Genomic DNA, 25,596 nt, shown 5'->3' with positions numbered 1-25,596 from the left:
TCTATTATTGTGTATCTGACATTCGCCAAAACTCTTTTAAAGCCAAGTATACGCTATTTGGATCTTCAAGTTGAGGATAATGCCCTACATCTAAAGCTTTGGTGTAGGCGGATGGCAGTAATTTGGTGAAGGCATCAAGCATATGCTGCCCGGATATAGGATCTTGAACACCGTTAATGAACCCCAGCGGCACCGGCGTTGATTGCATAGCCCTTACCCAACGGTTTCGGTATTGTTTGCGTTCATCTAAATACCCTAGCAAACTCGGGATAACTCGAGTGCCTTCTGCATGTTTTAATAAGGCCCATAATTCATCCAATACCAACGTTTCCGGTGGAGTACTTTGTCCAAAAATCTTGTTGAAACCTTTAGTGAGACTTCGTTTTGACATGCATTTCGCTAACCAAGGGCCAAGTGAACTATGCAGTAATTTTTGCGTCAAAATAGGACGATGTAATTCCGCAAATAATCCCCCATTTAGAAACATCATAGATGTGATCGAAAAATTATCATTGTGCTCTAGAGTTTGCCTTGCAAGTAACTCCTGGGCTACTGAGACTCCGTAATCATGAGCGACTATATGACATTGCCTAATACCTTGCCGGTGCAAATATGTCACGATAATATCGGCTTGTTCCTGCAACGTATATCGGTGAGGATGAGGTTTATCAGACAAACCGAAACCCAGAAAATCAATGGCATGAAAATCCCCATACCCATCATTATTTTGCGAGTTTGAGAGCAAATTCCACACTTTGGACCAATCCAAACTCGCACTAGGAAACCCATGCAGAAACACTATTGGTTCAGCACTAGGCGAAAGTAAATGAGGCTCAACACGCACACCGGTAGGACTGGGCGTCGACACCTGCCAGTAAGCGATGTTATAGCCAGAGTATGAAAAATACTGTGCTGTTTGTTGATAACCGAGTAAATTTTTGAACATACATGACCATTTGGATGATACAGATAAAGGGAATATCTATGTTTTGCTACCCTACGCTCTAAACCCAGGATAATCGCGGTCAAGCTTGCGTAATATTCCCGGCCATGCGATGCCACCAAATGCATTATTCGTCGCTTTAGCACCGATTTCTTGTACCGTAGCAATAATCTCGGCAGGAACTTCAATCAGATCTTTGCCAGTTGCTTGAGCTAATAACTGAATTTCACAGGAGCGTTGCAAGAAGTACATATTTAAAAATGCATCTGGTACACTTTTACCCGTCGTTAACAAACCGTGATTCCGTAAAATTAAAAACTCGGTGTTGCCGATATCAGCAACTAAACGTGCTTTTTCGTCCTCACGTAAGGCCACGCCCTCGTAGTCATGGTAGGACAAATTACTCAACGGCAGTGTAGATTGTTGAGAATAAGGCTGTAACCCCTCTGCTAAAGTAGCGACAGCGACCCCTTCATTCGTATGTAAATGCAAAACACACTGAGCATTGTCACGGGCAGCATGAATCGCTGAATGAATTGTAAACCCAGCTGGATTAATTTCGTACTCACTATCCATCACCTTTTGCCCATCTAAATCGACTTTGACCAAAGACGAAGCCGTTACTTCCTCGAACATCATGCCATAAGGATTGATTAAAAAGTGATGTTCAGGACCAGGGACACGTGCAGAAATATGAGTAAATACCAAATCATCCCAGCCATAATGAGCCACAATGCGATAACATGCGGCCAAATTCACTCTCAGTTCCCACTCTTCTTGACTCACTTTATCTTTTACACTTTGCATAAATACATCCTGTCAGTTGTTTTGTTAATAATACGTTAATTCATTTTATGTCAGAAAGATATTTTAAAAATATAAATGTATACAATGTGAAAGAAGAATTCAGAAAAAACAGAATTAAAACAAAAAAGCACCTTCTGAATGACTCCTAAGGGAGTATTCAGAAGGTGCTTTCATCTATAGTAGGCAGTGGTCAATTATGGATTCACTCAAACTGCCGGAAAGTAAGAGGTACTTAGCCTTCGTATTTCTGCATCACTAAGGTGGCATTTGTCCCGCCAAAACCAAAGCTATTTGACATAATCGTTTTCAATGCTTGCTGACGTGGCTCAGTCACAATATCTAAACCCTGGGCTGCCTCATCAAGCGTCTCGACGTTAATAGATGGAGCAATAAAATCATTTTCCATCATCAAAATACTATATATGGCCTCATTAACCCCCGCTGCCCCCAACGCATGACCTGTCATAGCTTTCGTTGCACTAATAGCAGGTGATTTTTGCCCAAAGACTTCTTGAATCGCTTTTAACTCCTGAACATCACCAACAGGTGTTGAGGTACCGTGAGTATTTAAATAGTCAATTTCACCTGACACATTTTGCATCGCCATTTGCATACAACGAACCGCACCTTCACCAGAAGGGGCTACCATATCATAACCGTCAGAAGTGGCACCGTAACCTACGATTTCGGCATAAATATGTGCGCCACGAGCTAGTGCATGTTCCAGTTCTTCGACAACCACCATACCGCCACCACCAGAACTAACAAATCCGTCACGGTTCGCATCATAGGTACGCGACGCTTTTTCTGGCGTGTCATTGTATTGTGAAGACAACGCACCCATGGCGTCAAATTGGCCTGATAATGCCCAGTGTAATTCTTCACCACCACCAGCAAAGACGATGTCTTGTTTATTTAACTGAATCATTTCTAAAGCATTACCAATACAATGCGCAGAGGTCGCACATGCTGAAGAAATAGAATAATTGACACCTTTGATTTTAAACGGCGTCGCCAAACATGCCGAAACAGTTGAACCCATACAGCGAGTCACCATATACGGACCGACTCGGCGGACACCTTTGTTGCGTAAAATATCAGCAGAATCGACTTGGTGTTCAGATGATGCACCACCAGATCCGGCAATAATGCCTGTTCTAATATTGGATACTTGGTCTTCAGTTAGACCAGAATCAGCAACGGCCTGTTCCATTGCAATGTAGGCATAAGAAGCAGCATCGCCCATAAAACGAAGTTGTTTACGGTCAATATGTTCTTTCAAATCAATATCAACTTTGCCCCATACATGACTGCGTAAACCTTTTTCTGCAAATTGCTCAGAAAACGTAATACCAGACTTACCTGTCTGTAATGACGCTAGCACTTCTTCTTTATTGTTACCGATACTAGATACAATACCCAAACCGGTGATAACTGCTCTTCTCATGATAATCCTACTCAATAATTAATCGTGCAAAGTGTACTGCAAAAAATCCAAAACACTGGTCTGCTGTTCCACTTAAACTGTGACGACATCATAACAAAATCCGATTACAATAAAACTATTGTACTTATAGGTGTTTAGCACAAATGAAAATATCCCCTGCCAATGTCACGTTTAACCCTACTGGGACACCAGTGTCGGAGGATTTTGATGACGTTTATTTTAGAGATGGCAAAGGGTTGGCTGAGACCGATTATGTGTTTATCAAGCATAATTACTTGTTGGAAAAGTGGTCAACTCATAGCGAAAGTCATTTCGTTATTGCTGAAACGGGGTTTGGTACAGGCTTAAACTTTTTGCGTACATGGCAAATATTCCAACGTTTCTTGGCAGAAAACCCGTCAGCAACTTGTCAACACTTGTACTTCATTTCTACGGAAAAATTCCCCATTCCTTTGGCCGAACTACAACAAGCGATTGCCTGCTATCCTGAGCTAGCTCAAGAAGCAAACGCGTTTTATGAGCAATATCCACAACCTTTGTTTGGGTGTCATCGTTTGCATTTTCCTAATGTAACTTGTGATATTTGGATTGGTGATATCAATGAAACTTTGCCGTTAATCTACACGCCCAAAAATGGCTTAGTAGATGTATGGTACTTAGATGGGTTTGCACCCAGCAAAAACCCAGAAATGTGGCAACCTGAATTGTTTGCCAATATCACGCGGATCAGTAAACAAGGGGCTTCACTAGCCACTTTCACCGCAGCTAGTTTTGTGCGTCGTAATCTCCAAGCGGCTGGTTTTGTCATAAAAAAAGTACCAGGGTTTGGCCAAAAAAGAGAGATGATAACAGCAACGTTTTGTCCAGCTGCCGCCGACCATGCAGTAAACAGTACAACAAATGGTATACAAGAGCCCACTGATGGTGACTCAAATAACACCGTTTTAGACTCAGAAATAAATACGCATCGTTATCGCCAAACCACACCATATTTCAATCGTGAACGAGTCGCCTCTTATGAAAAAATTCATATTATTGGTGGTGGGATCGCAGCAGCTTCACTCGCTTATGAATGTACCCAACTCGGTTTAAATGTCGTGGTGTATTGCAAAGATGCAACACTAGCACAGGGGGCCTCAGGTAATTCTGTAGGTGGCTTTTATCCACAGCTCAATGCTGACCCGGGAGTCAATAGCCAGATCCAAGCACATAGTTTTTTATATGCTAAACGTTGTTACGAAAAGCTTGCCAAAACTCAACACTTTGGCCACGACTGGTGCGGTGTATTGTTAGTTGGTTTTAATGAAAAAGTGCAAGCGAGACAAAATAACCTCGTGGCGAAACAACAATGGCCTAGTCATTTAATCTTCCCTGTCAATGCCGCACAAGCCAGTGCTCAAGCGAATATCGAGATCCCCTATTCAGGGTTATTTATTCCCGATGGTGGTTGGATAAGCCCGCCTGAATTAGTACAAGCATTGATGAGTGCTGCAAATGCGACTGGCCGGTGTGAGGTACGTAGCCAAACTACGGCAAAGTACTTTTCTCATGGAACCCAAAAAACAACGAATATGCTAGACACGCTTCAGTTAAATGATGAACCCTTCACCATAAATGCCAATGAAGCGGTAGTATTTGCTACAGGTCATGATACACCTGAATTGTTGGGTACTTTAAGTCCCGAATTTCGTCTGGTACGGGGGCAAGTTGAAGTCCTGCCACCCACCAACACCAGCGCAAAACTAGCCACTGTGATTTGTCACAAAGGGTATTTTACGCCTGTTGTTAATGGGGCGCACGCATGTGGCTCAACCTACAGTAAAAATGATACCGCGACGGATTATCGTCCAGAAGATTCGCAGACCAACCTACTTAACCATAAAAAAGCACTGCAACAAGCGCCATGGATGCAAGAGTTTAGCTCAAGCGATAAAGCACGTGCTGCGATTCGCTGTAGTACACCGGATCATAATCCCATGTGTGGGAAACTGCCTGATTTAGAGCAACAACGCATTTCGCTAAATACGTTATACAAAGCCAAAGCAGCAGCACAATATCCGGAGGGTGAATGGCACAAAAATTGTTATGTGTTGAGTGGTTTAGGTTCTCGGGGCTTAACAACAGCTCCGTTACTCGCAGCCAACCTAGCGGCAGAATTAGCGGGACAACCTTTACCAATGAGTACCCCTATGCTTGACGCGTTAATGCCAAATCGCTTCCAAGTACGAGCACTCATTCGACAACAACCTAAACAGTCTTAATCATCGCTTGGTACAGGGGCGCGAGTGTTAGTTTGGGCAATTTGATCAACAATAAATGTTGGTAACAACACATCGGTTGTGGCATAAACTTGTTGGCTATGGGCATCAATTACTTGAGCCATCACTTTCATCCCTTGGGCTAGCTGAACCAGCGTACCAGTCAGCACCCAGCGGTATTGCCCAAAATTCTCTAATTGTGCAGCATCAAACACGTGATTACCTGTTTTTCTATGTTGGATTTTACGGGTAATAGTAGGATTAATTAAATGGTAGCCTAAAGGCCCTGCTTTTGCCTGTAGATGCGCACTCAAATGATGAGCGACATTATTAATGTTGTGCATGGATAGATCATACTCGACAAAATCCGTTACCAACATCGGACTCATAGCAATGTAAGGGGGTAACTGCGTTCTGAGTTGGACTAAGACTTGCCAAGCATAATCTCCTAAATCTTTATGGGTAAATGCATTATAATACGTCGAAGAGACCACTTGCCCATTGGTACTGGTGTTATTTGTGGAAACTGATGCAGAAATGTTTTGAGGTGGATTTGCAAGTAATGCAATATCTCCAGTCGTATCACTGGACTCATTTTCCGCATGGTTATGTCTTATGGCACGTTCACTGGCTGTCGATGAAGACTGACTGTTCACTAGCTCAGTTTGTGCCTTGCCGATGCGTTTGCTATTTTCAATAATGAGGTTAGAAAGGCCTTTTACGCCTGCACAACCGCTAATGATCCAAACAAGACTTAATATAATGACGATTTTCATGTGGCATCCTTGTCACAGATTGATGTTTAAATGGTAGTATTTGAAGCACTTTATTGCTCGACTTGCGCTACATCGGTAATGGTTTCCAGCTCACCCACCACATCTGATGGAATTAACAAGGCTGTCGCGGCAACGACCTTTTTAGTGGTTACACCCAAGACCCTAGCATTAATCATGACTCCTCGAGGAGTATCCGCAAGGGTCCCAGTCACGATATAATCCATCGGCAATTGATTTTTTAAATCGTTGTAATCCCGACTCAAAAAGAAGTCTCCATTGGGTGTCACACGGATATATTCTGTCGCTTTATAATCGACAACAGGCAAACGAAACTTATGAAACTCTGTCACTAAGGACTCCGCAATCTGCAACCCAAGTACATTGGTCGTCATCAAATCACTGTCCAACTGTGCAAAATGGGTCACACCAATCGGTGTATCGGGCGTAATATATTCCATATTACCCACTAAATTCTGCGCCAATATTTGTACGTGATCAGCCAAAGTCAAAGACTGTATCGCTTGTGGCATAACGAATCTAGCATCCGGAAGGATTGCATTTTCTTGGTAACTATCTGAATGTATAGGAAAATTCATTTCATCTTTATAATAGCCAGATTCCACTTGCTGAGTTAATACTGAACAGCCTGTTAAATAGGTCGTCAAAAGCAAAACAGAAAAGGTATGTTTCACCAAGGATTTTTGGTTAAGTATGGGCATAAAACTATCCTATTAATAAGTTAAGCTACGACGGACTAAACGGTTATTGCGCATAATGACTGACTGTTGCTCAGAACGTGGTATCGGTATAAATATTGATTTGGCGGTAACAATCTGCCCAGTTGCATTGTCAATAATACGACCGTTAACCAGCGAACCATCACCTTGAACCGTTATGGTGCCGGTGACTGTATAATTTGCACTGGGTAATTTTTGTTGCAACTTCTGGTCATGGCTTAAGCCCTGCAAACCTGTAGCTGTATGTAATATATCTTGACGTATGCGCGGTTCAACAACACGTACCTCATAGCTATTGGCAAAAGCCAATAGCAATTCGGCAAGTTCTTGCCCCAGCTGGGAATGTGGATGTGCATGTTTTGACGAAAGGCGGCCGCCTAAATGCACAAAATTAGTTAGGACATAAGTACCCGGTAAACGCCCTTGGATCGGCGAAAATAAACCTTTACCTAAAATTTCTGCATGTTTGTGAAGATACGAAACAGTGGGCGCTAGACGCTCATCTACCGTGCGTTTATGAATCGTATCCCAAGGTGCTGTTTTAGCGATGACTGAAGCACTAGCGGTAGCTAGCACCACTAACAATAAGGGGGCAAAAAAGGCTTTTGACATAAAACACACCTAGACAATAAATCACATAAGATACGATTATTTAGCAAGGTGTATACCAATTGTTTTATTTAGGGTTCATGAATGATTCAGAGTGAATTGTTTTTACAACTATCCCACAAAGTCCATACTAATGCTTGGTCGGGTTCTGCCAACTCGCCATTAGTAAAAGCCACATTGAGATTGTCTTTGAGAATTACATCTAATGCATGGTAGGGATCAGGGTGTTCGGGGTTTACTTGACTCGCTGCTAATGAAAAGTGCCCATGAAAATAACTCGCTATAAACAACTCTTCATCGTTACCGGTTTCCACAACGGTATTTAAACGATGTTCAATATTATCTAAATAATTAGAAAAATTACTATCGGTGGCAAAGCTAGCCGGCATAGTCTACTCCTACTCGATATAACACATGGTCTCGATAACCAGTAATAATGTCAATGTTCCCAGATAAAGCTTCATCTAACTCACTATCGCCAGTATCACAGTGCAACGGGCGCTGTGCTAATGACTCAAGTTTAGTCTTGGTGGCCACGACGATAATATTTTCTTTGCCTAAAGCACGGATAAGTTGTGGTGATAACTGTTGGTTACCACGACCAAAAATATGCCCCTGACCACCGATCAAGGTAATCACTAATTTACAAGGGTGTTGTGCAATGAGTGCTTCTAAATCAGCAGCTGTTGTATCAACCGCAATTTGTTTATGGTCCATTACGACATCTACACCGAGTAAAGTATTCGCAAAACCCCATTCCTGCATCACAAAATCGATTGTAGAGCCTGAGCCCATAATAAAAGCATGATCAGGATATTCATCGCGGATTTCAGCAAGATATGCCGCCAAGTCGGTCAATACTAAATCGTCTGATTCTTTACCGCCCATTTTTACAGCTTGGACATATTGTAATTCACTTGGGATAAGTAACTCACCAAAGTGTTTAGCAATAACCGTCCCAGCGCGAAACTTTTCTTCATCAATATCGCGCACATCAGCTAGTTCGGCACTCACTAATTCACCCGTTACCATTTGATGAATCACCTTACCAGCCCCCTTCGGACTGATAGCAAAAACACCTGAATGGATTTTACAACCTGCAGGGACACCCAGCGCAGGCACGTGATTTGGCCAAACACTACAAATGTTCCTGGCTGTTCCGTCACCACCGGCAAATAACAAACAATCAACACCAGCTGCATAGATTGCTTGCGCAGCGGCGAGCGTATCATCGGCTTCAGTTTGGCTCTGAGCCGGAGTAAATACCGTCGTAGTCTGAAAACCTAGGCGCTGAGCCAGTGTTTGTCCCATTTCATCGGCTGCGGTTATTATCTCTATACGATCTGACAACGCCAAACACTCTTGTAAAGCAACTGCCGTTTTATTGTTGGATTGGGGGATTGCACCTAGGGCCAGTGCTTGTTCCCGAATTTCAGGGCCATCACTACCTTTTAGGGCAACAGCACCACCGATCCCTGAAAAAGGATTGATAATTAAACCGAGACGAAATCGACGCTGAGAAGTCGAGGCCACTGAATTAGGCCTATGACCTTTGATTGGTGTATTCATAATTTATGTAAAAGAAGTCTCTACCGAATTCGCGTACAAACGTTGAGCACGAGTCAATGGCTTACTTATACAAGCTGGGAAGTAATGCATGCGCAGTACTTCTAAAAACATTTCTGCGCGTTCTGGGAAACCATGCGTCAACAACTGTGATAGTTTGTAAGCAACGGACGATTTAAACGCCAACACATCGCCCTGTTCACCATTAAGATTATCTATGGATACGTTAAACTTCAATCCACATGCAAGGCAATAAGCCCACTCAATAGCCTGAGGAAGGACTTCAACTGCTTCAAACTTAGCTTGTTGTTCCGCGTTACGTCCATCAGGCGCATACCAGTAACCGTAATCAACTTGCTTTCTGCGCTCTGGACCTGCAATACACCAATGCGCAATTTCATGTAAAGCTGAAGAAAAATAGCCATGGGCAAAAATAATTTGTGCGTAATCGGTTTCTTTACCCGCAGGAAGATACAAAGGCTCGTCACCGCCTCTCACCAAACGAGTGTTATATTTTTCAAAGAATGTATTATCAAACAGCTGAATGAGTTCAGAAACATCAAACCGACCTTCTTCATACCCTAGCATATAAATTACCCTTTATTCGTAACCTACAGTTTAGCTTTTTTAATCATAATGTGTAACTATATTTCTCATGTTTTAAAAATTAAGTACATGAAACCTTAGGATGATAGACAGTTATTTTTCCAAACCCAATCCCTTTACTTGTCTGTGGAGCATTGATAGCGACGTCATTGATCATTATGGTCATGTGAATAACGTGGCCTATGTTAAACAACTTGAGGTGACTGCTTGGCGTCATTCTAACGAACTGGGGCTGACGATTGCAGCATACCAACAAGTTGATCGAGGCATGGCGATCATCGAACATCACATAAAATACTTAGGAGCTGTTTTAGAAAATGATCACATTATCTGTGCCACTTGGATTACCCATTGTGATAAACGTTTAACACTCACTCGGTATTTCGAGTTTTACTCCAAAGCCAAACAAAAAATTATTCTAAAAGCGGAAACAAAGTTTGCTTGTATCGCGTTGTCATCTGGCAAACCCAAAAAAATGCCAGAGCTTTTTGTCGCACCTTATTTCGCCGAGATGCTGCGTCAATGTTAAAATTTACATTGTTCATATCTATCATTGTTAACATTGCCTTAGTCTACTGGATAATTGACCTGCCCCAGAGAGATAACGCAACAACCGAACAACCTCTTCCATCTGTTAATAATAATCACTATCAGTCTAGAACAGATACTGAAAGTAAAGGTTTTGTTAGGGATAAAACGGTTCTGGAAAATGACATATTTTTACCTCACATACCAAAACTGAACATCCAAACCACACAGAAATCAGCGGAATTCCCAGATCAAGCATGGAGTAGCATACTCCAATTAGTTGAAAACCAACAATGGACTGAACTCGGTGAGCCTTTGCGGACGTATTTACGGTTGCATCCCCAACACGCCCAAGCGTTGTTTTTAGAAACCCAATGGTTGTTTTATACCGTTGGCGAATTAGCGGGTATTAGCGCAATGTATCAACTAAGTGAGCAAACTAATGAGACAGGCTTACAAAGCCAGCTCAATCAGTTTATCAGTAGCTTTACGCATTCCAAAATCACTCGTCTCACCCGTGAACAGGACTGGCAAAACCTAGCATTATTTGTCGAACCTTTATATGCACTCGACCCGGATTCCAGATCGTTTATTCGCGCTTTAGGAACAGCATACGCTTATTTAAACCTTCCTACTGCAATGGAAGATACCCTTGCCAACTTGCCCAGTGATGATACTTTAGTGCGTTATGTGCGGGATATTTGGACAGCTGAATATGCTAGAGGGATGACATATGATGATAGAGATTCTACAGAAAATACGAGAAAGATATCCAATCATTCATCGACCAAGGACGCAACCACTGTGAACATGGATATCATTCCTTTGAAAAGGATGAATCAACAGTTTTTTGCGCCGGTCAGTTTTGCGATAACCGGAGGAAGTTTTACTCATGAACAAGTGCAAACAGAGTTATTAATTGATACCGGAGCAAGTATCACTGCTCTTAGCCCTGTCACCTTCGCACAGATCCCTGCTCAAGCTAAAACATTTCAACGCAATGTTAATGTCAATACGGCCAATGGGATGGTACAAACAGAACTTTACCACATCGCAGAAGTGCGTTTAGGTGAACAGGTATTTACTGAAGTTGAAGTGTTGGTGTTACCAGACAGTGTTTCAGTTAATACCGCGTTTGACGGATTGTTGGGTATGAATATGCTAGCGCAATTTACCTTCTTCATCGACCAAGACAATGGCTTGTTAGAATTGAGCGAGTTGCGCTAACCAGAGTTTCTTACTCACAGGTACTCTAATATCTCTACCTACAAATTAGCACACAGACGTGTTCCTTGGTCAATCGCACGCTTGGCATCTAGTTCACTAGCAAAGTCAGCTCCTCCGATAAAATGGCAAGGTTTTGCAAGCCCTTCAGCTAACACTTTAAGCGGCTCTTGACCGGCACAAATGATCACATGGTCAACATCTAATATTTGTTGTTGTTCCGCAATAGAAATGTGTAAACCGGCGTCATCAATCTTGTGATATGTCACACCAGCAAGCATTTTAACCCCTTTTTTCAGTAAACCAGCCCGATGTGCCCACCCCGTGGTTTTACCTAATTGACTGCCCACTTTAGATGCTTTGCGCTGGAGTAGAAATATTTGTCGCGGTGACGGTTCAGGGAGTGCTTGTACATTTTCAATGCCACCTCTTGCAGCAAGTGACATATCAATACCCCACTCACGCATAAAGGCAGGAATATCTTGGCTAGGGTTTGCATCACCATGACTTAAAAACTCAGCCGTATCAAAACCGATACCACCGGCACCAATAATGGCAACTTTTTTACCCACAGGTATTTTATGCTTTAGCACATCGATATAACTCAAGACTTTATGGTGCTCTATCCCCTCGATACTAGGAGTACGAGGAACAATCCCTGTAGCTAAAATCACCTCATCACAATCCATCTCGTTCAACATTTGCGTATCAACGCGGGTATTTAATCGCAAATCAACCTGTAGTAACGTTAGCTGTTTCGCAAAATAACGTAGTGTTTCATAAAACTCTTCTTTACCCGGTACTTGTTTGGCGATGTTGAACTGTCCACCAATCTCATCGGCAGCATCGAACAAAGTCACTTTATGTCCTCGTTGAGCCGCGGTGGTAGCAGCAGCTAAACCAGCAGGACCAGCTCCCACCACTACGATATGCTTGCGCTGTGCAGCTGGCTGAATATTCAATGTTGTTTCATTACAGGCTCTTGGGTTGACTAAGCAACTCGCTAATTTAAAACTAAAGACATGATCTAAACAGGCCTGATTACAGCCGATACACGTGTTGATTTCATCCGCACGACTTTCTTGAGCTTTTTTGACAAACTCTGGATCGGCTAAAAATGGACGAGCCATCGACACCATATCGGCATCCCCACGCGCTAACACTGATTCGGCCACCTCTGGAGTATTGATTCTATTTGAAGTAATTACCGGAATCGACAATGCACTGCGGAACTTTGCGGTCACCCAAGTAAATGCCGCTCTTGGTACTTTGGTCGCGATAGTCGGAATACGGGCTTCGTGCCAGCCAATTCCTGTATTAATTATCGTTGCACCAGCTTTTTCAATAGCTTGACCCAACTGAACGATTTCGTCACTGGAAGAACCGCCTTCCACGAGATCAAGCATCGATAAACGATAAATTATAATAAAGTTTGCTCCGACTGCTTTACGGACTCGTTGCACCACTGACACGGGTAATCGAATTCGGTTTTCATAAGCGCCTCCCCACTCATCGTCACGATGATTGGTTCGGGTTGCTATAAACTGATTTAGGAAATATCCTTCAGAACCCATAATCTCAACACCGTCATAACCCGCTTGTTGAGCTTGTAAAGCAGTGTTGATAAATGCTTGAATTTGATCTTCAATCTCAGCAGAGCTTAATGCTTTTGGCGTGTGTTTATTAATCGGTGCGCGGATAGCAGAAGCACTCACCAATTTTTCATTAAATGCATATCGTCCTGTATGTAAAATTTGCATACAAATTTTACCGCCATGCTGATGTACTACATCGGTCACATATTTATGTTCAGCTAGCACCTCAGGGTTGTCCAAACGACGGGATACGCTATGTGTCGCTCCTTCTTCATTCGGTCCAATTCCTCCAGTAACCATCAAAGCAACGCCACCTTTTGCTCTTTCCGCAAAATAAGCAGCAAGCTGCAAATGACCACCTGGTATCTCTTCCAGACCAGTATGCATTGAGCCCATTAACACTCTATTTTTTAATGTTGTAAAACCCAAATCTAATGGTTTTAATAAATTGGGGTAAAGAGGATGTTCTAGCGACTTTGCTACTGGAGACATACGATATTCCTTTTTATTATTGACTAAATTTGACTAAGAGCCTATTGCAGCATGCTTAGTCAATATTACTCGAGCAACCTGCTCTGCAATCATAATGGTCGGGGCATTAGTATTCCCACCTACTACTGTCGGCATTACTGAGGCATCCACTACACGAAGCCTACGCATTCCGTGGACACATAAATCGCTATCAACAACGGCAAGAGGATCTTTTTTGGGTCCCATTTTACAAGTAGCGACTGGATGATAAACAGTTTCAGCCTTGGCTCGAATAAAATCAGCAATTGCCGCATCATCAATGTTCTGGCTAGAGGGTTCTAAGGGGAGTGCTAAATATTTGGCAAATTCAGGTTGTGCAAAAATTTTAAAAGCCCAGCGAACACCATCAATTAATGCTTCTAAGTCATCTTTTTCAGATAAATAATTTGGGTCAATCAACGGTGCAGCAAAGGGATCTGAAGAAGCTAAACGAATACTGCCACGACTTTTGGGGTATAAATGACACACATGCAAACCAAATCCATAATCAAATGCGGTTTTACGCCCATGCTCAAGTAAAATGGCAGGGATGAAATGAAACTGTAAATCAGGTCTAAGTGCAGAGCCATGTCTTGAAAAAGTAAAACCACCTGTTTCTGCAACATTCGAAGAAAACAGGCCTTTTTTACCTGTCAAATAATGCCAAGCACCTTTGACGAATTTAGGTAACACTCGAGGTAGTAAGGCATAGCCTACTGCTTGTTTAGTCTTCATTTGAATAATCACATCTAAGTGATCTTGTAAATTTTTGCCCACTCCAGGTAAATCGAGAATACAAGGGATGTTGTGTTCTGCTAATTCATCCTTTGGCCCAACACCTGAAAGCATGAGCAGCTGTGGCGAGTTGATCGCACCTCCGGATAAAATCACCTCTTGGTCAGCCCTTATTTCTTGTTCACCGTGTTTATTATGTACGAGCACGCCTGAAGCAGTCTGTTCATCAAACAAAACCCGCAAGACAGTTGTTTCAGTTAGCACAGTTAAACGCGGATGTTGTAAAACTGGCTCGATATATCCTTTGGCAGCAGAACAACGTTGCCCATCACGATGGGTTGCTTGGTATTCTCCAACACCATAGCGACTATGACCGTTGAAATCTGGGTTATGCGGCAAACCTGCGGTTTGTGCGGCAGCTAGAAAACTTTGTGATAAGGGATCGGTATGATTTAGGGTTGTGACCCCTAGCAAACCTTCAGAACCATGATATTCAGTGGTGAAGGTTGTGCCTAATTGTGCATTGTGCTCGGAATGTTTAAACACAGGTAAAACATCTGCATAAGACCAACTCATCGCAGGATTCTGCTGGTGACTCAGCTCATTAATAGCGTCCGTTATTTCAGGTGCTGGTTTTTTATGTAGTTGCGTAGGCGCTTGTTCGGTTGGATAAGATCCCATTGAGAACGCTTCAGCCCAGTCATCATAATCTTGACGATCACCACGTATATAACACATGGCATTAACAGAGCTCGATCCCCCCATGACTTTGCCTCGAGGCCAAAATAAACAGCGGTTATTTAAGTGTGGTTGTGGCTGGGTGTTATAATTCCAATTTATCGCAGTAAACCGCGATAACAGGGCCACCCCAAAGGGGATGTGTATAAGTGGGTTATGATCTTTTTTTCCCGCCTCCACCAGACAAACCGTTGCATTAGAACCATCTAATAAACGTCGTGCTAAAGTGCAGCCAGCCGATCCAGCACCGACAATGACATAATCAAACTTGATATTTTGAGACATTTACAATCCACACATCGTACCAGTAAGTGAATTATAACAAAGCAAGGAAGAGAATGTTATATTTTTGTTATAAATATAACCCAAATGCCGGCTTTACCGCTTTAGGTGAGGTATAAACGTTGCTAACGGTAGTTTTACTAAATTTTAAATTTGTTGGCTTTTAGCGATTGTTTTAATCAACGATATCTGCCGGTAATTCATCACGAATTTCTAACCAAATCTTACCCGACTCAATACCATACTGACGAATCAATGATGGTGCTTGACTTGAGTCGCCTTCTTTAGCGATTCGAATCAGATCTTTATATAACTGCGTAGCGAGTTCACGCGCTTTTGGCTTTGCAAAGTAATAACCACCTATACGGCTATACATAGATTTGAAACCGTTCATCAATAATACATACACATTATTATTTGAGGCAAACGCAAGATCATGGTTCATTTGATAATCAAACTGCGCGAAAGCATTGCCATCTTGTGGCACATCTACATATTTCTCCATAATCTCAATCGAGCGTTCTGGATTATTTTTTAACGCCAAACGAATGAATACTGCAGATACATTGGTTCTTGCAGCTAACAGATTATCAATCAACTCTTTGATATTGGTCGGATCCAAACGCGCTAGTGCTTCAAGAATATTTAGACCACAGGTTTCCCAATAGTTATTTACTTGGGTAGGTTTACCATGTTGAATCGTCAACCATCCGTCACGTGCGAGGCGTTGTAAAACTTCACGCAACGTTGTTCTAGTAACACCAATCAGCTCAGAAAGCTCCCTTTCAGCAGGCAAAATAGTACCGGGAGGAAAACGACCACTCCAAATAGATTCTACGATATACTCTTCTGCAAAACCTGCAGGACTTTGTGCTTTATAAATCATAATGGTGTAATTAAAATTAGATAGTAAACTGATTGTACCAGATAACATAAAAAAAGCGAAAATATCACTGCACTTAAATACTTAGTTTTTATCTAGTTGTATAAAATACACACAAAACACGAAGTAAATAATACCTAGGAAAATTTCATAGAAAATTTAACTTAGTTCACGCTGTGTTTATTTTATGTCATGTATGATTTAATTCTATTTTTGATTTTTTCATCATAGATACACTATTTCACAAAGGAAATGATATGTCATTTGCGGGTTCTCTATGTTCATGGTCTGAAACCAAAACGCCATGGTTACTCTTATTTTTCAGTGCTTTAGCCCTATTTATAAGTGCCTTGGTTTTTCAGCATGGGTTTGATCACGCTCCGTGCATTAAATGTATTTACCAAAGAACTGCTGTTGTGGGGATCATGCTATCAGCTTTACTGCCTTTACTGCTAAACGTCGCTCCGGTCAGGTTAATTGCATACATCGGTTGGGCAGTTGGTGCGGTTTGGGGATTTATTATCGCAAATGAACATGTCGATATTATTTTCGCTCCTAATCCATTTTTTGCAATTTGTGAATTTGTCCCTAACTTCCCAAGCTTCATGCCATTACACGAATGGTTACCAAGCATATTTGCCGCGCCTGGTAGTTGTGATGATACGCGTTGGCAATTTGTCGGGATGGGCATGGCCGAATGGATGCGTATTATCTTTGGTATATACAGCTTGCTTTGGTTAGCGATCATTGCTACGCGTATGTTTCATAAAAAAGCCTTTTAAAAAAGGCTTTTTTAGGGGCCAGTGAAACGCTTAATGATTTATGCTAGGGGCCAACTCACTATATAGTCTTCAAAGTTCACCATATCAGCATCCAGTTCAGAGATTGTTTTTCCCCTCACAGAAACACCTTGTTCATGCATAGCGGTCTTTTTCCCCTTATTTAACAAAGGGTGCCAATCCGCTAAACCTGCACCTTCATGTAAACGGCGGTAACTACAACTTGGTGGCATATAAAAAATTTGTGGTAAATTGGCTTGGGTTAATTTAACACATTGGGGGACGAGTTCGGTCCGCTTATCATAAACAGTACAGCCACAGTTTTTGGTATGCAGGTACTGACAGGCGATATTGGTGAAATGCATTTCTTCTCCCCCCTCTTTTACTGCATCCGTAAACTCCACATCGGCCACATCATCATCGTCGATAAACTTATGTAAGCAACATTTTGCACAGCCGTCACAAATAGCTTCCCATTGGGCGTCATTCATATCTGACAAAGGCAAGGTTTCCCAGTACTTTGATGCGATTAACGCTTTATATTCTGGAGTAAGAGTTTTGGCCATCGCTGTCTCTATCTGTCTTGTTGGGGGTCTGGAGATAAACCTAATTCTGCGCGATGCTGCGCCAGCAGACTCGGGGTGGAAGGTGGCAACTGCAAATAAAAACCATGTTCTGCAAAAGCCGCTAGTAGTTTAGGCTCTTCGACTCCCACTAATTTTTTAGTTGCTGGTAAAGGGATTTGCATGACCAATTTTTTGGCCCCAAAGCGTTCTAATAAAGGCTCGGGAACTGCCGAAAAATCGTCTTTTTTGGGTACATAGATATATGTATCCGCGCGTTTTAGTGATTTATACACAGCGCATAAAATTTTCAAAGGTAACTCCTGCGACTACGCTCGGGTAGTCTCTAACATTAAATCTTGAATTTTTTGAGCCAATAAAGGGGCTCGCCAACCGGTCATCAAATCAGGTTGCATCCCCCAAGCTCTAGTGTCATCGTAATCCCACCAATACCATGTCAAAATTTGGTTAATTTGGCGCTTAGAAGCCAGTTCAGCAAGTTCACAATCTACCTCCTCGGCAACTGTTTGACAGATAGCTTTGATATTCGCATACATTTTCTTGTAAGAAGGTACATCCATTAAACGACGAGCATGGGGTGGATATTCGTTAGGATCCAGTGCGCGACATTCTTTAACAATTTGTGCAAATACTTCGCCATGTTTGCGTGCTTCTTGTGGAGCCACCACATCCAGGTGGAATACAGCACTCTTGGATGTCGGTAGTTTGAGGGCAACCTCATATAAACTCGTTTCACGTGCGATAAAATTTTGCGTGATATCATGGCGTCTAGCATAGCGTAAGCGCCATGCAGCAAGACGCTGTAATACCGCTAAATTTAATGGATTTAATTTATGAATATTTTTAAATAACAAATACGCATCTTCTGGAGCAAGTTCTGCTGCTTTACGCAAAGACAATTGAGTAATTTCTTGGGCTACCCATTCGTTTTTATGTGCCGGTAATTTATTGACCAATAATTCATAACACGGCAATAAAAACAACACATCTTCGGCGGCATATTGCAATTGTTCCGAACTAAGAGGACGTTTAAGCCAATCTGTGCGAGACTCACCTTTTTCTAACGTTTTCTCCAAGAGTGCTTCAACCATTCGTCCATAACCCATGGTAGGACCAATTTTGGCAAAACCTGCCGCAATTTGCGTGTCATAAATAGGCGTTGGTATTATGTCCAAAGCATGGTTAAACGTTTCTAGGTCTTCTGAACATGCATGAAATACTTTGACGACATTTTCATTGAGCATTAACGCTGTTAAATCAGATAAATCATCAATGGCAATGGGATCAATCAGCGCCACACTTTCACCATCATAGATTTGCACTAAACCAATTTGCGGATAAAAAGTCCGAGTTCGCACGAACTCAGTATCCACTGCAATGGCTTTGTGTTGACTGGCTTGTTTACAATATTTTGCCAGCTCGTCAGAACTATCTATAAAGGTGTAAGACACTTATTTCAATTCTCTACGTAAAATTTTACCCACATTCGTTTTGGGTAACTCGTCGATGAAGACTACCTTTTTCGGCACTTTATAGCCAGTTAAATTCGCTTTACAGTGCTTTATAATCGCTTCTTCGCTAATATTAGCATCTTTTAATACAACAAATAGTTTGACCACTTCACCCGATGTCGGATGTGCTTCACCAACAGCGGCAGCTTCTAAGACACCATCCAGCATCACCGCGACTTCTTCGATCTCATTAGGAAACACATTAAATCCAGAAACAAGGATCATGTCTTTCTTGCGGTCAACAATAAACAGATAGCCTTTGTCATCGATTGTCGCTACATCTCCGGTATGTAACCAACCATCTATAATGGTTTCGGCAGTGGCATCTTCTCGCTGATAATAACCCGCCATCACTTGAGGACCTTTAAGACATAACTCACCAGGTTCACCCAATGGGACTTCTTGGCCATTATCATCAATCAATTTTACATCCGTTTGTGGCAAAGGAATACCGATCGAACCGGTATAACTATCAATTGAAAAAGGGTTTACGGTGGCCACTGGAGAACTCTCAGTCAGTCCATAGCCTTCTAATAATGGTGTTTTGGTGATCTCTTCCCATTTATCCGCTACGGCTTTTTGTACGGCCATACCACCGCCCAGCCCAAATTTGAAACGACTAAAATCAAGTTTGGCAAACTCAGGGTGATTCACCAAACCATTAAAGAGTGTATTCACCGCCGGTAAAATACTGAAAGGCGTCTTTTGTAATGTTTTGATTAAACCATCCATATCCCTTGGGTTGGTAATTAGGACACTGGTGCAACCATATCGAACAAACAGCAAGCAACTCGCTTGTAAAGCGAAGATATGGTACAGGGGTAAGGCCGTAATGACGGTTTCTTTGCCTGGCTCAATGGCTTCATCTAGAAAAGTCGCCACTTGGGCTAGATTTGCCATCATACTGGCATGATTTAAAATCGCACCTTTAGAAGGGCCAGTGGTACCGCCTGTATACTGAAGAAAAGCAATATCTTCAGGCACTATTGGTACTGGAGAAAACGTCATAGTCGAGCCCAGACGCAATGCTTGTGAGAAACTAATATGAGGCTGCAAAGCAAAAGTGGGTACCATTTTTTTGACGTGTTTGATCACTGTATTCACTAGGACTCGTTTGACCGGTGAAAACATATCTCCCAGACGGGTATTAATGACGTATTTTACGGACGTTTCACTAATGACCGCTTCGAGTGTCGCAATAAAATTATCCACAATCACAATCGCTGCAACTTCTGCATCATTTAATTGATGTTTTAGTTCTCTAGGCGTATACAACGGGTTGACGTTGACAATGGTTAACCCCGCCAAAAGACCACCAAATAAAGCGATAGGATACTGTAAAACATTAGGCATCATCAGGGCAATTTTATCCCCTTTTTGTAAGCCTAAAGACTGACAATATGCAGCAAAAGCGAGTGCTTGTGAGTGCAGTGTTTTAAATGTTATCGCGTGCCCCATATTAATAAAGGCATTGTTATTCGCATAATCGTTGGTCGCCTTTTCGAACATATCAATCAAGGTATGCGAATGGTCATAGGGCAAACCATGAATTTGTGCGTGTTGGGCCGCTTTTGAATAAAGCGCATTCCAAGGACGGGCAAGCAGTTCAGGATTAACAGATACTGGGTACAAAGATGCGTCACTCGACATGAAGTTTCTCTTCTTATAATTATTTTATTCAACAATTATACAATAAAATCGAGAAAAAACTGATTTTGTTCTAGAAATAGCCAATATAGTTGGGTTTAGCGAGTTTTCTTGCCCAATGACGTCATAATCGACCCTAAAATGACCATTATCGCACCAACATAGGCTAAATCATCTAATGTACTATGGGCAAACTGTTCTGGTGCAATACTAATCGCAATCCCCATTGAGAGATAAGTAAAAATTGGGGCTGTGGCGATGACTGCACTTACTTTAGAGGCACTCCAAACTTGCATGGCTTCGGTAAAAGCGCCATAAGCAATCACAGTATTGAGACAACAAAATACTAATGCCCAAAATTGTAATTGGTTCACCTCAGCGACACTGGCAAAATCAGTAAAGGGCAATAACATCACAAAGCCACAACTGTACATTAATAAGGTTAATTGTTGCGGTGCAAATGTTTGTAACAATGGTTTTTGTGCTAACGCGTAAATCGCCCAAGCACTTGCAGCAAAAATAATAATAAACATACCAATGGTATCTTCAGTTGCCGATTCAGAAAGCGTCTGTAAGCGCTGATGAAAAAATAAGGCCATACCACCAAGTAGCACACCTGCGCCAATAAATTGGAAACGCGTGAAGGACTCTTTAAAAATAACAACACCGCCAAGCATCAATAGAAATGGAGCCAATTGCATAACAACTTGAACCGTTTCTGGGTTTAAGTAAGCTAATCCCAAAACATTGGTCACATAGTTTAATACCAACATAAATGCAGCAAACAACATCCAACTAAGATTGTTACGAGAAAATAAGAGTTTATTCGGAAACTGTTGTCGCGTCACCAGAACACACGCAACAATCAGTGTTGCCACTAAAAAGCGTACCGACGTGATCGTCATTGCATCCATCGCATCTAAGCATATTTTCAAAAATATAGGGAGAGCCCCCCACAATACTGATGTCAGCAAAGCGAGAAAAAACCCGTACACCGGACGAGGTGACGACATTTGTTGTTCCTTTGGGATAACGTTGGTGGTTAGTTTGCAATAATATCTTGGACCAAATCAATGTAAGTGTCGATTTCAGCAATCAAGTTTTTACGTTGTGTAGGCTCAAGGGTGGGAAACATATCTGAAAGCATGTTGATATACAACTGCTTATTCTCGTTACGAGCTTTGGAATAATTTGCTGAGCGCATGGCATCGGTATTGAGCATCAGAGTTTCCAGTTGTTGAGCACTATCTGGAATAAAATCTTTAGCGATTAATATTCGACGGAATTCAGCTTGAACATTGGCATTATGCGTCATCCACATATCATAGGTGCTATGCAGTTGCGCCGCATAGGTATTTACAATTTGCCGTTGTTCGTCAGTAACATAACCTAATCGTTCAGCAAAATTTTCTATCAATCTCTCTGCGCGTTTGGGTTGCTTCTTGGTACGTTTTTTAAAATCAACTATGTTTTCTTCACGTTTGTCTGCCAAAGTGACAAATAATTGTGACATCTGACTAATATCCAGTGTCATCGCAAAATCACTGACATCTGTGGCGATATATTCACGGACCGTAGACCAATATGTGTCGACCTGATCACTGTGCTTGCGTAACTCTTCAGCGGTTATTGTTCCACCTTCGATTTGTTGTTTTAACCTCGTGAGCTGATTAAGGTATTGCGGCATTTGTGTCGAACGATGCCAAGCGAGCCAACTATCAATCTTTGCCTTGACGATGGGTTCTTGTTTTGGCGTAAACTCAATATAATCTGACAAGTACCAAGAGATGATAAAATCTGCGTTGTTGTAAGCAAGTTTGCCTGCACAACCTGATAATAATAACAGGAGCGCAACTACAACAAATGACTTTTTATAATGACGAGAAGACGGCAACACTCGAGCAAAGAGACCAGACTGCTGCACAAAACTTTTCATAATCACCCACTCAGAATTAGACGTATATTTTATTTATACCATGACTAGAAAAATTAGTTCAATCCGACCTGGATTTAATACTTTATGAGAATTTATGGTTGAATATTCAAGCGTTTAAGTAGGTGCATCCACCACCATGCAGGGCCTACCAATAAAAACCGTAAATCTTCAAAAAATGAAGGTTTTTTGCCCTCTACTTTGTGTCCCACAAACTGTAAAACCCACATAGCGACAAATAAAGCGACACTGAACCAGAGCACTGATACTCCGAATGATTCAAGTAGGTTGATCCCACCAAAAACACCTAAGGTCAATAAGGTCATTGCAGCGCCAATCGGTCCTGATAACTTAAAATAATACATCAACATTGGTATGGCTAAAATATGTGCAAACGTAACATCAAAACGCCCAATAAAGTCTGGAACAGGGATCATATAAATCAAACCAATAGTCACAAAAAAAATACTAGGTACAGCGACGCCATGGATTAAAATATTGGTTTTATTTTGGTGTGATTCACCATATTGGGAAAGTAATTTATCAATTTGTCGCATATTAAATCCTTGGGGATAGGTTTTGCTTGTTATTATAATAACTTTATTATTTTGTATTGGATATTTTAGTTGTGCAAAATAAAGTGATACCGAGCTTTGCTTGATTCAAGCTGCTATCTATCGTAATCAAGTTAGTGCTAGCTCAATACTCTCCATCAATACTATCCAGCAGCCCTTTCATGTTTACATTGCATCATATATTAACATTAATTTTACAAGCCGTCAGTATTGATCATAGATGCCTCAAAATCCAGATGGTTATTAGTTAGATAAGTCCTTTTTTAATAGATTCCTCACGAATAAAGACTAGTACTCAGCTTCATATTAAGTAAACTTAGTATTCATACAACCAAATTGATAAAATGTAGGGAATAAGAAGTGGGGGATAAAATTTCACTGAGTTCCCGCAGAATTTCAATAGTGCATTTCTAATCACGTTCATAAGGATAATACGGTGTCTAAACCTATTTTGTTCCAAGTTTTTTTGCATGACATTCAAGCACAAATTATTCAAATTAAAATGCACCTTCCCGCTTCTAAGTCCCCTCGTTTGTTGCGTCTCCCCTCTTGGATTCCAGGTAGTTACATGATCCGTGATTTCGCCCAACACTTGCATCGAGAGGTAGCGTTTACAACGAAACAACAACGTGTCGTACTGACCAAAGAAACTAAAAACACTTGGCTATTAGCGCCTTGTGAGGATGCATGCATTGTCAGTTATGCTGTGTTTGCGAATGACCTGTCGATTCGCAGTGCATTTATTAATGACCAATATGCGTTTATGAATGGTACTTGTATCTTTTTGCAGGTGCTTGATGCTGATGAGCAAGGTTCGGTGTTAAATGAAACAGGCATCCAAGATGCACAGCCCTACCATGTTCAGATTATGCAAAATGCTTATTTACAAAAGAAGAAGTGGCAAATAAGCACTAGCATGAAAGAGATTAAGCATCGCCCTCTAGATAGTGGACTGTTAATGGGCGAGTATCATAGTGCTGATTATGCTGAATTGATTGATCACCCCTTTGTAATAGGTCAACTCAGTGAACACACTTTTATGGTGGGTAATACTCAGTTTACGATGATGTTTACAGAAGAAACCCAACTCGATCCGACAATCTTAATGACGGACATCCAAAAAATTTGTGAGCATCACTTTGCTTTGTTTGGAGCGATTCCTTTTACGCAATATATTTTTCAAACCTTGGTAGCTCAAAATGGCTATGGTGGTCTAGAGCACAAAAACTCTACTGCATTGCTCTACCCCAGAGCTGAACTAAACAATACGGACCCTAGTAAACGAGAAGGCTATGAAACATTCTTAAGTTTATGTGCCCATGAGCTATTTCATGCATGGCATGTCAAACGGATCCAACCGAGTTGCTTACAATCTCCCAGTCTTAGCGAAGAGATTTATACACCACAACTTTGGATCTATGAGGGGATCACAAGCTTTTATGATGATGCTAGTCTCCTTAGGTCAGGTGTTATTGACGAAAGCGCTTATTTAAAAATATTAGGGCAAAACATCACACGTTTATTACGCAATCCTGGTCGCCTAGACCAATCAATTGCTGCATCGAGTTTTGATGCTTGGACAAAATTTTATAAACAAACGCCAACGTCAACTCACTTTATTACCAGCTACTACAACAAAGGCGGTATTGTTGCGCTATGCTTGGATATTGTTTTGCAACAACTATCACAAGGTAAAACTAACCTAGATGATGTTATGGCAAAACTGTGGGATGAATATGGGGCTACGGGCATAGGGACTGAGGATGATGTTATAGAAACACTGTGCTCAACTCATTTTGGTCTGGATATTAGAGGCTTCATTCAACAAGCCACTGCAACCGGTATGGATTTACCGCTCTCTTCATTACTCCAAGATATCGGTTTGGATATCACCATGCGTGCCACATCTTCAGTGGCTGATAAAGGCGGAGTTGCCGCCAAAACTACAATTAAATATGCCTTTGGCGCTGTCTTTACTAAAATGGATCTAGGTGTACAAATCCAATCTGTATACGCAGGCTCACCAGCACATGATGCGGGCTGTTTACCTGGTGATAGAGTCATAGCCATTGCTGGCTGGGAAGTCACTATGGATAGCTTGCATGGTATTTTGGATGGAGTGAATACTGCTAGCACAAGCTTTGTTTCCAGTGTACCGCTCACGGTACTCAGGGATGGTCGTTTGTTGACGTTAGTATTGCCTATCCGAGACGCAATTCCTGATACCGCAGAAGTGAAAGTCGTTGATCCTGCGTTATTTCAAAGTTGGTACCAAAGAAGTCGTACATAACTACAATCATATGACTTATATTGAAACGATTTT

24 protein-coding genes are annotated in these 25,596 nt (G+C 41.6%); 5 read left to right on the top strand and 19 right to left on the bottom strand.

Annotation, left to right across the window (positions count from 1 at the left end):
• Positions 1-4: 4 nt before the first annotated feature.
• The 3 genes from NLF92_RS03660 to fabB all read right to left on the bottom strand — a co-directional run bounded on the left by NLF92_RS03660 (position 5) and on the right by fabB (position 3,197).
• Entirely contained in the window at positions 5-946 is a 942-nt protein-coding gene (locus NLF92_RS03660) for an alpha/beta fold hydrolase (protein ID WP_254099003.1), read from the bottom strand.
• A gap of 51 nt (positions 947-997) precedes the next feature.
• Positions 998-1,750, bottom strand: a complete 753-nt coding sequence (locus NLF92_RS03655; protein WP_254099001.1) for a class II aldolase/adducin family protein — start codon at positions 1,748-1,750, stop codon at positions 998-1,000.
• Between the two features lie 232 nt (positions 1,751-1,982).
• Positions 1,983-3,197, bottom strand: coding sequence for a beta-ketoacyl-ACP synthase I (gene fabB / locus NLF92_RS03650; protein ID WP_254098999.1), 1,215 nt, complete (start codon positions 3,195-3,197; stop codon positions 1,983-1,985).
• Between the two features lie 143 nt (positions 3,198-3,340).
• On the opposite strand from fabB, the gene mnmC1 reads away from it, so the two are divergent.
• Complete coding sequence (mnmC1, locus tag NLF92_RS03645) at positions 3,341-5,458, top strand: FAD-dependent 5-carboxymethylaminomethyl-2-thiouridine(34) oxidoreductase MnmC1 (protein ID WP_254098997.1); 2,118 nt, start codon at positions 3,341-3,343, stop codon at positions 5,456-5,458.
• Here the strand turns inward: mnmC1 and NLF92_RS03640 are convergent.
• The 6 genes from NLF92_RS03640 to NLF92_RS03615 form a co-directional block, all read right to left on the bottom strand.
• Positions 5,455-6,231 (bottom strand): FlgO family outer membrane protein, encoded by a 777-nt coding sequence (locus NLF92_RS03640; RefSeq protein WP_254098995.1) that lies wholly within the window; start codon positions 6,229-6,231, stop codon positions 5,455-5,457. The two genes, mnmC1 and NLF92_RS03640, sit on opposite strands and share 4 nt — an antisense overlap.
• Positions 6,232-6,281: 50 nt before the next feature.
• Positions 6,282-6,950 (bottom strand): FlgO family outer membrane protein, encoded by a 669-nt coding sequence (locus NLF92_RS03635; RefSeq protein ID WP_254098993.1) that lies wholly within the window; start codon positions 6,948-6,950, stop codon positions 6,282-6,284.
• A gap of 12 nt (positions 6,951-6,962) precedes the next feature.
• Positions 6,963-7,580, bottom strand: a complete 618-nt coding sequence (locus NLF92_RS03630; RefSeq protein WP_254098991.1) for a FlgO family outer membrane protein — start codon at positions 7,578-7,580, stop codon at positions 6,963-6,965.
• 86 nt (positions 7,581-7,666) lie between these two features.
• Positions 7,667-7,966 (bottom strand): YfcL family protein, encoded by a 300-nt coding sequence (locus NLF92_RS03625; RefSeq protein ID WP_254098989.1) that lies wholly within the window; start codon positions 7,964-7,966, stop codon positions 7,667-7,669.
• Positions 7,956-9,146, bottom strand: a complete 1,191-nt coding sequence (locus NLF92_RS03620) for an ATP-NAD kinase family protein (RefSeq protein WP_254098987.1) — start codon at positions 9,144-9,146, stop codon at positions 7,956-7,958. The genes NLF92_RS03625 and NLF92_RS03620 overlap by 11 nt, the downstream gene beginning before the upstream one ends.
• A 3-nt stretch (positions 9,147-9,149) precedes the next feature.
• Positions 9,150-9,731 (bottom strand): elongation factor P hydroxylase, encoded by a 582-nt coding sequence (locus tag NLF92_RS03615; RefSeq protein WP_254098985.1) that lies wholly within the window; start codon positions 9,729-9,731, stop codon positions 9,150-9,152.
• A gap of 100 nt (positions 9,732-9,831) precedes the next feature.
• Here NLF92_RS03615 and NLF92_RS03610 point away from each other — a divergent pair, with 100 nt between their 5' ends.
• Positions 9,832-10,278: an acyl-CoA thioesterase gene (locus NLF92_RS03610; protein ID WP_254098983.1), complete on the top strand. Its 447-nt coding sequence runs from the start codon at positions 9,832-9,834 to the stop codon at positions 10,276-10,278.
• Positions 10,272-11,504 carry a retropepsin-like aspartic protease family protein gene (locus NLF92_RS03605; protein ID WP_254098981.1) on the top strand — a complete coding sequence of 411 codons (1,233 nt, stop codon included), beginning with the start codon at positions 10,272-10,274 and terminating at the stop codon, positions 11,502-11,504. Before NLF92_RS03610 ends, NLF92_RS03605 begins: the two co-directional genes overlap by 7 nt.
• A 38-nt stretch (positions 11,505-11,542) precedes the next feature.
• Here the strand turns inward: NLF92_RS03605 and NLF92_RS03600 are convergent, their stop codons facing one another.
• The 3 genes from NLF92_RS03600 to fadR all read right to left on the bottom strand — a co-directional run bounded on the left by NLF92_RS03600 (position 11,543) and on the right by fadR (position 16,247).
• On the bottom strand, positions 11,543-13,588 hold the full coding sequence (locus NLF92_RS03600) for an NADPH-dependent 2,4-dienoyl-CoA reductase (protein ID WP_254098979.1): 2,046 nt from the start codon (positions 13,586-13,588) through the stop codon (positions 11,543-11,545).
• A 33-nt stretch (positions 13,589-13,621) separates the two neighbouring features.
• Complete coding sequence (locus NLF92_RS03595) at positions 13,622-15,364, bottom strand: GMC family oxidoreductase (protein WP_254098977.1); 1,743 nt, start codon at positions 15,362-15,364, stop codon at positions 13,622-13,624.
• Between the two features lie 172 nt (positions 15,365-15,536).
• Complete coding sequence (fadR, locus tag NLF92_RS03590) at positions 15,537-16,247, bottom strand: fatty acid metabolism transcriptional regulator FadR (RefSeq protein WP_254098975.1); 711 nt, start codon at positions 16,245-16,247, stop codon at positions 15,537-15,539.
• A gap of 254 nt (positions 16,248-16,501) precedes the next feature.
• On the opposite strand from fadR, the gene dsbB reads away from it, so the two are divergent.
• On the top strand, positions 16,502-17,026 hold the full coding sequence (gene dsbB / locus NLF92_RS03585) for a disulfide bond formation protein DsbB (RefSeq protein WP_254098973.1): 525 nt from the start codon (positions 16,502-16,504) through the stop codon (positions 17,024-17,026).
• Between the two features lie 38 nt (positions 17,027-17,064).
• Here the strand turns inward: dsbB and NLF92_RS03580 are convergent, their stop codons facing one another.
• From NLF92_RS03580 to NLF92_RS03550, 7 genes are all read right to left on the bottom strand, one after another.
• A complete protein-coding gene (locus tag NLF92_RS03580; RefSeq protein ID WP_254098971.1) occupies positions 17,065-17,589 on the bottom strand; it encodes a YcgN family cysteine cluster protein in 525 nt (174 codons plus the stop codon).
• A gap of 8 nt (positions 17,590-17,597) precedes the next feature.
• Entirely contained in the window at positions 17,598-17,900 is a 303-nt protein-coding gene (locus NLF92_RS03575; RefSeq protein WP_284700353.1) for a YcgL domain-containing protein, read from the bottom strand.
• A 15-nt stretch (positions 17,901-17,915) separates the two neighbouring features.
• Complete coding sequence (gene rnd / locus NLF92_RS03570; RefSeq protein WP_254098969.1) at positions 17,916-19,058, bottom strand: ribonuclease D; 1,143 nt, start codon at positions 19,056-19,058, stop codon at positions 17,916-17,918.
• Positions 19,059-20,768: an AMP-binding protein gene (locus NLF92_RS03565; protein WP_254098967.1), complete on the bottom strand. Its 1,710-nt coding sequence runs from the start codon at positions 20,766-20,768 to the stop codon at positions 19,059-19,061. It lies immediately after the preceding gene.
• A gap of 95 nt (positions 20,769-20,863) precedes the next feature.
• Complete coding sequence (locus NLF92_RS03560; protein ID WP_254098965.1) at positions 20,864-21,778, bottom strand: DMT family transporter; 915 nt, start codon at positions 21,776-21,778, stop codon at positions 20,864-20,866.
• 29 nt (positions 21,779-21,807) lie between these two features.
• Positions 21,808-22,701 carry a DUF6279 family lipoprotein gene (locus NLF92_RS03555; RefSeq protein ID WP_254098963.1) on the bottom strand — a complete coding sequence of 298 codons (894 nt, stop codon included), beginning with the start codon at positions 22,699-22,701 and terminating at the stop codon, positions 21,808-21,810.
• A gap of 92 nt (positions 22,702-22,793) precedes the next feature.
• Entirely contained in the window at positions 22,794-23,255 is a 462-nt protein-coding gene (locus tag NLF92_RS03550) for an Mpo1 family 2-hydroxy fatty acid dioxygenase (protein ID WP_254098956.1), read from the bottom strand.
• Positions 23,256-23,709: 454 nt separating this feature from the next.
• Between NLF92_RS03550 and NLF92_RS03545 the strand changes: the two genes are divergently transcribed.
• Positions 23,710-25,563 (top strand): M61 family metallopeptidase, encoded by a 1,854-nt coding sequence (locus tag NLF92_RS03545; protein ID WP_254098954.1) that lies wholly within the window; start codon positions 23,710-23,712, stop codon positions 25,561-25,563.
• The last annotated feature ends 33 nt before the right edge of the window (positions 25,564-25,596 follow it).

The organism is Opacimonas viscosa (assembly GCF_024199005.1).
In the GTDB taxonomy this organism is placed as follows: domain Bacteria; phylum Pseudomonadota; class Gammaproteobacteria; order Enterobacterales; family Alteromonadaceae; genus Opacimonas; species Opacimonas viscosa.
This window is presented reverse-complemented; position numbering and strand designations above follow the sequence as displayed.

Coding starts and splice junctions, on each gene's coding strand:
- NLF92_RS03565 (WP_254098967.1), bottom strand. CDS start 20,768: ATGTCGAGTGACGCATCTTTGTACCCAGTATCTGTTAATCCTGAACTG.
- NLF92_RS03550 (WP_254098956.1), bottom strand. CDS start 23,255: ATGCGACAAATTGATAAATTACTTTCCCAATATGGTGAATCACACCAA.
- dsbB (WP_254098973.1), top strand. CDS start 16,502: ATGTCATTTGCGGGTTCTCTATGTTCATGGTCTGAAACCAAAACGCCA.
- NLF92_RS03640 (WP_254098995.1), bottom strand. CDS start 6,231: ATGAAAATCGTCATTATATTAAGTCTTGTTTGGATCATTAGCGGTTGT.
- NLF92_RS03655 (WP_254099001.1), bottom strand. CDS start 1,750: ATGCAAAGTGTAAAAGATAAAGTGAGTCAAGAAGAGTGGGAACTGAGA.
- NLF92_RS03630 (WP_254098991.1), bottom strand. CDS start 7,580: ATGTCAAAAGCCTTTTTTGCCCCCTTATTGTTAGTGGTGCTAGCTACC.
- NLF92_RS03660 (WP_254099003.1), bottom strand. CDS start 946: ATGTTCAAAAATTTACTCGGTTATCAACAAACAGCACAGTATTTTTCA.
- NLF92_RS03620 (WP_254098987.1), bottom strand. CDS start 9,146: ATGAATACACCAATCAAAGGTCATAGGCCTAATTCAGTGGCCTCGACT.
- NLF92_RS03600 (WP_254098979.1), bottom strand. CDS start 13,588: ATGTCTCCAGTAGCAAAGTCGCTAGAACATCCTCTTTACCCCAATTTA.
- NLF92_RS03610 (WP_254098983.1), top strand. CDS start 9,832: ATGATAGACAGTTATTTTTCCAAACCCAATCCCTTTACTTGTCTGTGG.
- NLF92_RS03605 (WP_254098981.1), top strand. CDS start 10,272: ATGTTAAAATTTACATTGTTCATATCTATCATTGTTAACATTGCCTTA.
- fadR (WP_254098975.1), bottom strand. CDS start 16,247: ATGATTTATAAAGCACAAAGTCCTGCAGGTTTTGCAGAAGAGTATATC.
- NLF92_RS03635 (WP_254098993.1), bottom strand. CDS start 6,950: ATGCCCATACTTAACCAAAAATCCTTGGTGAAACATACCTTTTCTGTT.
- NLF92_RS03615 (WP_254098985.1), bottom strand. CDS start 9,731: ATGCTAGGGTATGAAGAAGGTCGGTTTGATGTTTCTGAACTCATTCAG.
- NLF92_RS03555 (WP_254098963.1), bottom strand. CDS start 22,701: ATGAAAAGTTTTGTGCAGCAGTCTGGTCTCTTTGCTCGAGTGTTGCCG.
- NLF92_RS03625 (WP_254098989.1), bottom strand. CDS start 7,966: ATGCCGGCTAGCTTTGCCACCGATAGTAATTTTTCTAATTATTTAGAT.
- NLF92_RS03560 (WP_254098965.1), bottom strand. CDS start 21,778: ATGTCGTCACCTCGTCCGGTGTACGGGTTTTTTCTCGCTTTGCTGACA.
- NLF92_RS03580 (WP_254098971.1), bottom strand. CDS start 17,589: ATGGCCAAAACTCTTACTCCAGAATATAAAGCGTTAATCGCATCAAAG.
- mnmC1 (WP_254098997.1), top strand. CDS start 3,341: ATGAAAATATCCCCTGCCAATGTCACGTTTAACCCTACTGGGACACCA.
- NLF92_RS03595 (WP_254098977.1), bottom strand. CDS start 15,364: ATGTCTCAAAATATCAAGTTTGATTATGTCATTGTCGGTGCTGGATCG.
- fabB (WP_254098999.1), bottom strand. CDS start 3,197: ATGAGAAGAGCAGTTATCACCGGTTTGGGTATTGTATCTAGTATCGGT.